8 protein-coding genes are annotated in these 8,222 nt (G+C 66.6%); 4 read left to right on the forward strand and 4 right to left on the reverse strand.

Annotated features, from left to right (window positions below; genetic code table 11):
* On the forward strand, nt 1-1,966 hold a 1,966-nt coding region (locus tag QH196_RS04135), incomplete at its 5' end, for an FAD-binding and (Fe-S)-binding domain-containing protein (RefSeq protein WP_280414400.1).
* A gap of 322 nt (nt 1,967-2,288) precedes the next feature.
* Nucleotides 2,289-3,236 carry a DNA-3-methyladenine glycosylase family protein gene (locus QH196_RS04140; RefSeq protein ID WP_432279430.1) on the forward strand — a complete coding sequence of 316 codons (948 nt, stop codon included), beginning with the start codon at nt 2,289-2,291 and terminating at the stop codon, nt 3,234-3,236.
* A gap of 38 nt (nt 3,237-3,274) precedes the next feature.
* Here the strand turns inward: QH196_RS04140 and QH196_RS04145 are convergent, their stop codons facing one another.
* Nucleotides 3,275-3,475, reverse strand: a complete 201-nt coding sequence (locus QH196_RS04145; protein WP_033246592.1) for a hypothetical protein — start codon at nt 3,473-3,475, stop codon at nt 3,275-3,277.
* A gap of 272 nt (nt 3,476-3,747) precedes the next feature.
* Between QH196_RS04145 and QH196_RS04150 the strand changes: the two genes are divergently transcribed.
* Nucleotides 3,748-3,975: a DUF397 domain-containing protein gene (locus QH196_RS04150; protein ID WP_280414401.1), complete on the forward strand. Its 228-nt coding sequence runs from the start codon at nt 3,748-3,750 to the stop codon at nt 3,973-3,975.
* A gap of 81 nt (nt 3,976-4,056) precedes the next feature.
* A complete protein-coding gene (locus QH196_RS04155) occupies nt 4,057-4,254 on the forward strand; it encodes a hypothetical protein (protein ID WP_280414402.1) in 198 nt (65 codons plus the stop codon).
* A gap of 42 nt (nt 4,255-4,296) precedes the next feature.
* On the opposite strand, the gene QH196_RS04160 is transcribed toward QH196_RS04155, so the two are convergent.
* From QH196_RS04160 to QH196_RS04170, 3 genes are read right to left on the reverse strand one after another with little or no spacing between them, the layout of a single operon-like run.
* A complete protein-coding gene (locus QH196_RS04160; RefSeq protein ID WP_280414403.1) occupies nt 4,297-5,043 on the reverse strand; it encodes a succinate dehydrogenase/fumarate reductase iron-sulfur subunit in 747 nt (248 codons plus the stop codon).
* Nucleotides 5,044-5,047: 4 nt separating this feature from the next.
* Nucleotides 5,048-7,009: a fumarate reductase/succinate dehydrogenase flavoprotein subunit gene (locus QH196_RS04165; RefSeq protein ID WP_280414404.1), complete on the reverse strand. Its 1,962-nt coding sequence runs from the start codon at nt 7,007-7,009 to the stop codon at nt 5,048-5,050.
* 15 nt (nt 7,010-7,024) lie between these two features.
* Nucleotides 7,025-7,858 (reverse strand): hypothetical protein, encoded by an 834-nt coding sequence (locus tag QH196_RS04170; RefSeq protein ID WP_280414405.1) that lies wholly within the window; start codon nt 7,856-7,858, stop codon nt 7,025-7,027.
* Between the last annotated feature and the right edge of the window lie 364 nt (nt 7,859-8,222).

Raw genomic sequence — 8,222 nt, forward strand, 5'->3', positions numbered from 1 at the left:
GTCGCCGGTCGCGGTGGAGGGTATCGACGCACGTCTGGTCGATATGGTGCGTGCCCACGGCAGGCGGGTACCGGATCTCCCGCGCGGCCAGGGCTGGTTGTTCGTCGAATTGGCCGGCGAGAGCCGGGCCGCCGCCCGGGCAGCGGCCGACCTGCTGTGCCGGACCGCCGGTGCGCTCGACAGCCGTGTCATCGACGACCCCGGCGCGGCCGCGGCACTGTGGCGGATCCGCGCCGACGGCGCCGGCCTGGCCGGACGTACCCGCGATGGGCAGCCCGCCTGGCCCGGCTGGGAGGATGCCGCCGTGCCGCCTGCTCGCCTGGGTGCCTACCTGCGGGATTTCGAGGAGCTGACGCGGGAGCACAAGGTCGACGGTTTGCTCTACGGGCATATCGGTGACGGTTGTATGCATGTGCGGCTGGATCTGCCCATCGCCGGCGCGCCCGGCCGCTTCCGTGCCTTCCTCACCGATGCGGCACATCTGGTCGTGCGTCACGGTGGTTCGCTGAGCGGCGAGCACGGTGACGGCCGGGCCCGTTCGGAACTGCTGGAGATCATGTACTCGCCCGAGGTCCGCGCCGTTTTCGCGGGATTCAAGGCGCTGTTCGATCCGGCAGGTGTCCTCAATCCAGGAGTGCTGGTGCAGCCCCGGCCGCTGGACGCCGATCTCCGGCTGCGCGGGCTGGGCCCGGTGGCGTCCGCCGGTGGTTTTGCGCTCGACGGCGACGGTGGAGACCTGTCCACCGCGGTGCATCGCTGCGTCGGTGTGGGTAAATGCCGGGCCGATCCCCGCGCTGCCGGCGGCTTCATGTGCCCGTCCTATCTCGCGACGGCCGACGAGAAGGACACCACCCGCGGCCGGGCCCGGGTGCTGCAGGAGGTGGTCCGGGGCGAACTGGACTGGTCCGCGCCCGCGGTGGCCGAATCCCTGGATTTGTGCCTGTCCTGCCGGGCCTGCGGTACCGACTGCCCGGCCGGCGTCGATATGGCGACCTACAAATCCGAGACCCTGTACCGCCGCTACCGGCGCCGTCTCCGCCCGCGCGACCACTACGCGCTGGGGATGCTCCCGCGCTGGCTCGCCGGAGCGACTCGCCTACCGCGTCTGGTGAATGCCGCCGCGCGGGTGGACCCGCTGCGCCGCTTGGGTATGCGCGCGGCGGGGGCCGATCCGCGGCGCGCGGTGCCGGAACTGGCCCGGCGCCCGTTCCGGCGGATATGGCGAAAGGAATCGTCGCAACAGCAGGTGCGGGGCCCGGCGGCGGGGACCGTGATGCTCTGGGTCGATACCTTCACCAATGCTTTCGACCCGGAGATCGCGCAGGCCACCGTAACGCTGCTGAATTCGCTGGGGTACCGGGTGGTACTGCCCGATCGGCAGGTGTGCTGCGGGCTGACCTGGATCAGCACCGGGCAATTGGACGGGGCGCGTGCCCGGCTACGGCGTACCCTCGACCAGCTCGAGGCCCATGTCGCCGCCGGCGGCCTCGTAATCGGCCTCGAACCGTCGTGCACGGCCGCGCTGCGGGCCGACCTACCGGAGCTGCTCCCCGGCGATCCTCGCGCCCGCCCGGTCGCCGCTGCCGTGCGTACGCTCGCCGAGTTCTTGCTGGCCCAACCGGATTGGTCTCCACCCCGCCGCCCCGAACGCTCGATCGTGGTGCAACCGCATTGCCACCACTATTCCGTTCTGGGCTTCGAGCCGGATCGCCGGATATTTGCCCGGATGGGTGTGAATGTGACCGAAATCGCAGGATGCTGCGGACTTGCCGGGAATTTCGGAATGCAGCAGGGCCACTACGAAATATCGGTGTCGGTGGCCGAAAACGGATTGCTGCCGGCGCTGGCCGGCGCACCCCCCGACGCCGTGTTCGTGGCCGACGGCTTCTCGTGTCGTACCCAGGCAGTCCAGCTGGCAGCCGGACGCGGCCGGCACCTAGCGCAGATCCTGTTGGACCACTGGTGATTTCACGGTATCGAGGCGATGGGCCGGGCATGCGGGTAACCGAGCGATGGGCTCGGTCACCCGCTACCGGGGATCAGCTTCCGGACGGCAGAGTGCCCGGCTGGATTTCGTAACCGGAACTACCGGCGAAAACGCTGCCCCACAGATCGAGCAGCCAATTGAGTGCCTCGGTGATCATGAAACCCTCCAATCGTGGCGGCAGCCACATATTTGCTCAACTCGGTTCGTATCGTCCCGCAAACCACCGTCGTTACCGCGGAAGGAAACGACTGCGTCTCTTCTGCGGGCACAGTGTTCTCTGTTTTGCGGGCACAATGGCGGAGTGCCTTCTCGATCCGCAGGATCCCCGGCCGAGTCCCCGCCGATCACGCGCGTGCTGACCGCCGGTGGGCCCATCCACCTCGCGCATACCCTGGCGCCGCTACGCCGCGGGCCCGCCGACCCCTGTCATCAGATCGACGGTGACGGTGCGCACTGGCGGATATCGCGGATGCCGGCCGGGCCCGTGACCTACCGGTTGACCCAGACCGCACCCCACACCATCACCGCGGACGCCTGGGGCCCGGGTGCCGCGGAATTTCTCGACCAGCTCGATTCGATGTTCTGCCTGGACGAGAACGTGGACGATTTCGTGCCCATCCACCCCACCATCGCGGCCGCTCATCAGCGGAATCCCGGTTTGCGCATGCTGCGCACCGGCCGGGTGTTCGAGGCGCTCGTCCCGGCGATCCTGGAGCAGAAGGTCACCATCGTGTCGTCGCATGCCGCCTGGCGGGCGCTGGTGCATCGTTTCGGTGATCCGGCGCCGGGCCCCGCGCCGGAGGGTATGCGGGTTCCGCCGGACGCCGCGACCTGGGCGCGCATACCCTCGTGGAGCTATCACCGCGCCAACGTGGGGCCGCAGCGCTGGCAGACCATTGTGCGGGCGGCGCGGGTGGCCGATTCGCTGGAGCACACGGCGGGACTCCCGCCGGCGGAGGCCGCCCGCAAATTACGGACCATCCCGGGTATAGGGGAGTGGACAGCCGCGGAAACCGCCCAGCGCGCGTTCGGTGATGCCGATGCACTGTCGGTCGGCGATTACCACCTGGCATCGGTGGTGGGCTGGACCCTGCTCGGCCGGGATATCGACGACGCCGAGATGGTCGAGTTCCTCGAGCCGGTGCGTCCGCATCGCTATCGGACGATCCGGTTACTGGAGGTCAGCGGTCAGGCCCGGAAACCACGATTCGGCCCACGCGCTCCGATCACCGACCACAGCCGGCGCTGAATATATGGCGCCGCCTTCGGCGTCGCGGCTGCGGCGACCTATTGGAGTGCGCGGTTGTCCAGTACACAGCGGCCGGAATCCACCAATGTTGCCCGGGCCCGGCGGCGTACCCGGCACATATCTACGGTGCAGTCCAGGTGCAGTTGCATTGCCGAATGAGCTTGTTCGGCGGTCATATCGCCCGGATCGTCCCCGCAGTCGAGCAGGGTCGGGATCTGGGTACTCAGATTCAACCGCATCACACACAACCTCCTTGTGAACCCGCGGCGATCCTGTTGTCCGCGGTGGGTTTCCGGGTGTGCACATACGACCAACAGCTCACCATAGGCCGAGAACCATCCGGAACGTGTGATTTTCGGCGGTTTTGCCCACATCGAATTCGTATTGCACCGGTACGCCACCGGTATCCGGCCCGGTGTGTCCGTCCGTGCGCGTAGCATCGCGCTCGGTGCCGGCGCGGGCGGCGCCGCCCCTCGACGGAACATAGTGCGGCTGATGGAGGAGAACCCGAATGAGTGTCGACAACGGTACGAAGGTGGACCTTTCCGGTGCCGAGTGGCTGAGCAGCCCCCCGGACGGTGCCCCCGGTTCGCACAGTGTCGAGATCGCGATGCTCGCCGACGGTCATGTGGGTATGCGGGACGGCAAGGATCCCGACGGTCCGGTGCTGGTTTTCACCCCGGGTGAATGGGCGGCGTTCACGGCCGGTGTACGGGACGGCGAATTCGATCGCCCCTGACCTCGTCCGGGCTCTGCGACCGTCCGATACGACCGGGTCACGGCGGGTTTACCAGGTCGTATAACGGGTAGACAACGATATGTGGACCGAGGGATCAAGAATTCTCATCCTCGGCTGCGCAAGTTGGGGCCCGGCGACGGTGTGGCGTGGCTGATCGTCGGGCTGCTCTTCGCGGCGGCCGCGGTGGGGGTGTTCGTACTCACCGGATCGGTGCTTTCGGCACTGTTCGTCGGTGTGCTCGTGGCTTTGGTGGCCACGGGTGTGGTCACGATGCTGTGACCACACCCGGCCGGCCGTGAACCCTGCCGCCGCGTACTTCACTCAGCGGCGGAACAGTTTGTTGCCGAGCCAGACGATCGGGTCGTACTTACGATCGGCGACCCGTTCCTTCATCGGAATCAACGCATTGTCGGTGATCTTGATGTGCTCCGGGCACACCTCCGTGCAGCATTTGGTGATATTGCAGTAGCCCAGGCCGTGCTGCTCCTGCGCCTCGTCGCGGCGGTCGGCCACATCGAGCGGATGCATTTCCAGCTCCGCGATACGCATCAGATACCGCGGCCCCGCGAACGATTCCTTGTTCTCGTCGTGGTCACGGACCACATGGCAGGTGTTCTGGCACAGGAAGCATTCGATGCATTTGCGGAATTCCTGCGATCGCGCGATATCCACCTGCTGCATCCGGTACTCACCCGGTTTCAGATCCGCCGGTGGCGTGAAAGACGGGATTTCCCGCGCCTTTTCGTAGTTGTAGGACACATCGGTCACCAGATCGCGGATCACCGGGAAAGTCCGCAGCGGTGTCACAGTGACAACGTCTTCGGGCGTGAAGGTCGACATCCGTGTCATGCACAACAGGCGCGGCCGGCCGTTCACCTCGGCCGAACACGACCCGCATTTCCCCGCCTTACAGTTCCATCGGACCGCCAGATCGGGCGCCTGGGTTGCCTGCAGCCGATGGATGATGTCGAGAACCACCTCGCCCTCGTTCACCGGCACCGTGAAATCCCGGAGCTCTCCGGTCTCGGAATCGCCGCGCCATACGCGGAACTGGGCGTCGTAACTCATCGCCTCACGCCTCCTCGGTCTTCGCTTCGCGGCCCGGCGCGGCCGAACCGCCCTGGGCCGCCGGATGCCCGGCGAGTTCGTCCGGGGTGTAGTACTTCTCCAGCTCCCCGAGGTCGAACAGGGCCAGCAGTTCGGGCCGCATCGGCGTTTGCTCGCGTTCGGTCACCGAGACATCGGGGACACCGGATTCGGCCGATTCGCCGTCGATCGCGCAGACCAGCAGTTTGTTGCGCCATTGCGGGTCCATGCCCGGATGGTCGTCGCGGGTATGGCCGCCGCGGCTCTCGGTGCGCAGTAGCGCGGCCTGCGCCACGCATCGGCTGACCAGCAGCATATTGCGCATATCGAGGGCCAGATGCCAGCCCGGATTGAACTGCCGGTGCCCTTCGATCGTGACGTGGGCGAACCGTTCGCGCAGCTCATCGAGCCGGGCAATCGCCTCGCGGACCTCCTGCTCCTTGCGGATGATGCCGACCAGATCGTTCATGGTCTGCTGCATATCGGTATGCAAGGTGTAGGGGTTTTCCCCCGAACCGCCTTCGGGCGGATCGAACGGTGCGAGCGCGATCTCCGCCGCTGCCGCGATATCGGTCTCCGCTACCGCCGGCCGGCCGGGCAGTTGCCGGACGTACTCGGCCGCGCCGAGCCCTGCCCGGCGGCCGAACACCAGCAGATCCGACAGTGAGTTCCCGCCGAGCCGGTTGGAGCCGTGCATACCCCCGGAACATTCCCCGGCGGCGAACAGACCCGGTACGTGCGCCGCACCGGTATCCGGGTCGACCTCGATACCGCCCATAACGTAGTGGCAGGTCGGGCCCACCTCCATGGGTTCTTTCGTGATGTCCACGTCCGCCAGTTCCTTGAACTGGTGGTGCATGGACGGCAGCCGCCGGGTGATCTCCTCGGGAGTCAGCCGGGAGGCGATATCGAGGTAGACACCGCCGTGCGGGGTGCCCCGGCCGGCTTTGACCTCCTCGTTGATCGCCCGCGCCACCTCGTCGCGGGGGAGCAGATCGGGGGTGCGCCGGGCCGAATCGTTATCGCGCAGCCACTGGTCGGCCTCCTCCTCGGTTTCGGCGTACTGGCCTTTGAAGACCGCGGGAATGTAGTCGAACATGAAGCGTTTGCCCTCGGTGTTCTTCAACACCCCGCCGTCCCCGCGCACCCCCTCGGTCACCAGGATGCCCTTCACACTGGGCGGCCAGACCATCCCGGTGGGATGGAACTGCAGGAACTCCATATTGATCAGCCGCGCACCGGCGCGCAGGGCCAGCGCATGCCCGTCACCGGTGTACTCCCAGGAGTTCGAGGTGACCTTGTAGGACTTGCCGATACCGCCGGTGGCCAGTACCACCGCCGGGGTTTCGAACAGGATGAAACGCCCGGATTCGCGCCAGTAGCCGAATGCGCCGCTGATCCGGTCGCCATCTTTCAGCAGGTCGGTGATGGTGCATTCGGCGAAGACTTTGATCCGCGCCTCGTAGTCACCGGTTTCGGCATAATCCTCCTGCTGCAGCGAAACGATCTTTTGCTGCATGGTGCGGATCAGTTCCAGGCCCGTCCGGTCACCGACATGGGCCAGTCGCGGATAGGTGTGACCGCCGAAATTGCGCTGACTGATCCGGCCGTCGGCGGTCCGGTCGAACAGGGCGCCATAGGTTTCCAGCTCCCAGACGCGGTCCGGGGCCTCCAGCGCATGCAGTTCGGCCATTCGCCAGTTGTTCAGGAATTTCCCGCCGCGCATGGTGTCGCGGAAATGGGTTTGCCAGCTGTCCTTCTCGTTGGCGTTTCCCATGGCCGCCGCGCAGCCGCCCTCGGCCATCACGGTATGTGCTTTGCCGAACAGTGATTTGCATACGACCGCCACCGAGAGGCCGTGTTCGCGGGCCTCGATCACAGCACGTAGTCCGGCACCTCCGGCACCGATCACGACCACGTCGTAGGTGTGCCGTTCCACTTCGGGCATAGCCGTCCAAACTCCTCAGTCGATGATGCGAAGATCAGAAATCGTGCCGCTCGCCACCAGCATCACGTAGAAGTCGGTGAGCACGAGGGTGCCGAGCGTGATCCAGGCCAGCTGCATATGCCTGGTGTTGAGCTTGGAGACCTGGGTCCAGAACCAGTACCGCACGGGGTGGGCGGAGAAATGCTTCAACCGGCCGCCCGCGATATGCCGGCAGGAATGGCAGGACAGGGTGTAGGCCCACAGCAGGATCACGTTCCCGGTGAGGATCAGGCTGCCCAGTCCCATTCCGAACCCACCGGATTTCCCGTGGAAGGCGCCGATCGCGTCGTAGGTGTTGATCACCGAGATGATCACCGCGGCATAGAAGAAATAGCGGTGCGCGTTCTGGATGATCAGCGGCAGCCGGGTCTCCCCGGTGTACTTGGCGTGCGGTTCGGCCACGGCGCAGGCCGGCGGGGAGAACCACACCGACCGGTAGTAGGCCTTGCGGTAGTAGTAGCAGGTGAGCCGGAACCCGAGCAGGAACGGCAGCACCAGGAACCCGAGCGGAATGAACATCGGGAGGTCGCCGAACGGCGTGCCGAAATGGCTCGCACCCTCGACACACGAAGTACTCAGGCAGGGCGAGTAGAACGGCGTCAAGTAGTGATAGTCGGGCACCCAGTACGCGGTGCGCACGAACGATCTGACGGTCGCGTAGACGACGAAGGCGCCGAGCCCGATCACCGTGATCAGGGGCGGTAGCCACCATCGGTCCGTGCGTAGGGTGCGGGCGCTGATCCGGGCCCGGGTCTTGCTGAAAACACCTGTTCCCGATTCGGGAGCGGTCGTGGTTGTCGCGGCACTCACTGGTCGATGCCTCACTGATCGGCGGTGCGGAAAGCCGGAAGACCTCCGCGATCGAATGTGATGCTGAGCACCATACGGCAGGGTCGCTATCGGTCGAGCGGGGTCCGCGCAATCTCGAGCCCCTCCGGGCATAGTGATTTGCGACACATTTACTGCCGATCTTGTCGGGTGAATACACCGCAAACACGAGCGGGGGGGGGCCCCCGCCGGGGGCGCCCGCCCGCGGGGGCCCCCCCCCGCGGGCCCGGCGGGCGCGGGGCGCGCCCATCACCGGCACACCGCCGCGTGCGGCCGGCGAACCGGCCGGGGTCTTGGCGCCGGGGGTGGGCGCCGGCGCCCCGGCCGGTGCAGGTGCACCCGATAC

Origin of the sequence: Nocardia carnea (assembly GCF_029868325.1) — a bacterium.
Classification (GTDB): domain Bacteria; phylum Actinomycetota; class Actinomycetes; order Mycobacteriales; family Mycobacteriaceae; genus Nocardia; species Nocardia carnea_C.

What these genes read in the sequence shown, in the direction of transcription:
- QH196_RS04145 (WP_033246592.1), bottom strand. Translation starts at nt 3,475, where the DNA reads ATGCGGTTGAATCTGAGTACCCAGATCCCGACCCTGCTCGACTGCGGG.
- QH196_RS04150 (WP_280414401.1), top strand. Translation starts at nt 3,748, where the DNA reads ATGAGTGTCGACAACGGTACGAAGGTGGACCTTTCCGGTGCCGAGTGG.
- QH196_RS04160 (WP_280414403.1), bottom strand. Translation starts at nt 5,043, where the DNA reads ATGAGTTACGACGCCCAGTTCCGCGTATGGCGCGGCGATTCCGAGACC.
- QH196_RS04165 (WP_280414404.1), bottom strand. Translation starts at nt 7,009, where the DNA reads ATGCCCGAAGTGGAACGGCACACCTACGACGTGGTCGTGATCGGTGCC.